This is a genomic window from Fructilactobacillus sp. X1R3C1 (genome assembly GCF_059901545.1).
Map to the genome: position 1 here is coordinate 1 of NZ_JBWXUT010000012.1, position 1750 is coordinate 1750.

Annotated in this window: 1 rRNA gene; it reads right to left on the minus strand. The window is 49.2% G+C overall.

What is annotated here, in order from left to right:
- Positions 1 to 64 precede the first annotated feature (64 nt).
- A 16S ribosomal RNA gene (locus AC6UD8_RS06990) occupies positions 65 to 1640 on the minus strand.
- Between the last annotated feature and the right edge of the window lie 110 nt (positions 1641 to 1750).

The following is a 1750-nucleotide window of genomic DNA, read 5'->3' on the forward strand; positions in this document are numbered from 1 at the left end:
GAGAGTAAAACTCTCAAAACTAAACAAGACTTCAATAATGTAAGGTTTCCGAATTTTTCCTTAGAAAGGAGGTGATCCAGCCGCAGGTTCTCCTACGGCTACCTTGTTACGACTTCACCCTAATCATCTGTCCCACCTTAGGCGGCAGGCTCCAAAAGGTTACCTAACCGACTTTGGGTGTTACAAACTCTCATGGTGTGACGGGCGGTGTGTACAAGACCCGGGAACGTATTCACCGTGGCATGCTGATCCACGATTACTAGCGATTCCAACTTCATGCAGGCGAGTTGCAGCCTGCAATCCGAACTGAGAACGGCTTTAAGAGATTAGCTTGACCTCGCGGTTTCGCAACTCGTTGTACCGTCCATTGTAGCACGTGTGTAGCCCAGGTCATAAGGGGCATGATGATTTGACGTCATCCCCACCTTCCTCCGGTTTGTCACCGGCAGTCTCATTAGAGTGCCCAACTGAATGCTGGCAACTAATGACAAGGGTTGCGCTCGTTGCGGGACTTAACCCAACATCTCACGACACGAGCTGACGACAACCATGCACCACCTGTCATTCTGCCCCCGAAGGGGACACCTAATCTCTTAGGTTAACAGAAGATGTCAAGACCTGGTAAGGTTCTTCGCGTAGCATCGAATTAAACCACATGCTCCACCGCTTGTGCGGGTCCCCGTCAATTCCTTTGAGTTTCAACCTTGCGGTCGTACTCCCCAGGCGGAGTGCTTAATGCGTTAGCTGCGGCACTGAAGGGCGGAAACCCTCCAACACCTAGCACTCATCGTTTACGGCATGGACTACCAGGGTATCTAATCCTGTTTGCTACCCATGCTTTCGAGCCTCAGCGTCAGTTACAGACTAGACAGCCGCCTTCGCCACTGGTGTTCCTCCATATATCTACGCATTTCACCGCTACACATGGAGTTCCACTGTCCTCTTCTGCACTCAAGTTTCCCAGTTTCCGATGCACTTCTCCGGTTAAGCCGGAGGCTTTCACATCAGACTTAGAAGACCGCCTGCGCTCGCTTTACGCCCAATAAATCCGGACAACGCTTGCCACCTACGTATTACCGCGGCTGCTGGCACGTAGTTAGCCGTGACTTTCTGGTTAGATACCGTCGCGACGTGAGCAGTTACTCTCACGCCCGTTCTTCTCTAACAACAGAGTTTTACGAGCCGAAACCCTTCTTCACTCACGCGGCATTGCTCCATCAGACTTTCGTCCATTGTGGAAGATTCCCTACTGCTGCCTCCCGTAGGAGTCTGGGCCGTGTCTCAGTCCCAATGTGGCCGATTACCCTCTCAGGTCGGCTACGCATCATCGCCTTGGTGAGCCTTTATCTCACCAACTAGCTAATGCGCCGCGGATCCATCCAAAAGCGATAGCACAAAGGCCATCTTTCAAACGAAAACCATGTGGTTTTCGTTGTTATACGGTATTAGCATCTGTTTCCAGGTGTTATCCCCTTCTTCTGGGCAGGTTATCCACGTGTTACTCACCAGTTCGCCACTCGCTGCTAACTTAAATCTAGTTAATGCAAGCATCAACTATCAATAAGCGCAGCTCGTTCGACTTGCATGTATTAGGCATGCCGCCAGCGTTCGTCCTGAGCCAGGATCAAACTCTCATTTTAGAAATGAGAAATTTTACTAGCTCATTATTATTTGTTGTTATTCTTTTTCAAAAGAATTAAAAAGCGAATTGACTTCGCAAATGTTTAATTTTAAGTTCTACAACTTAAAA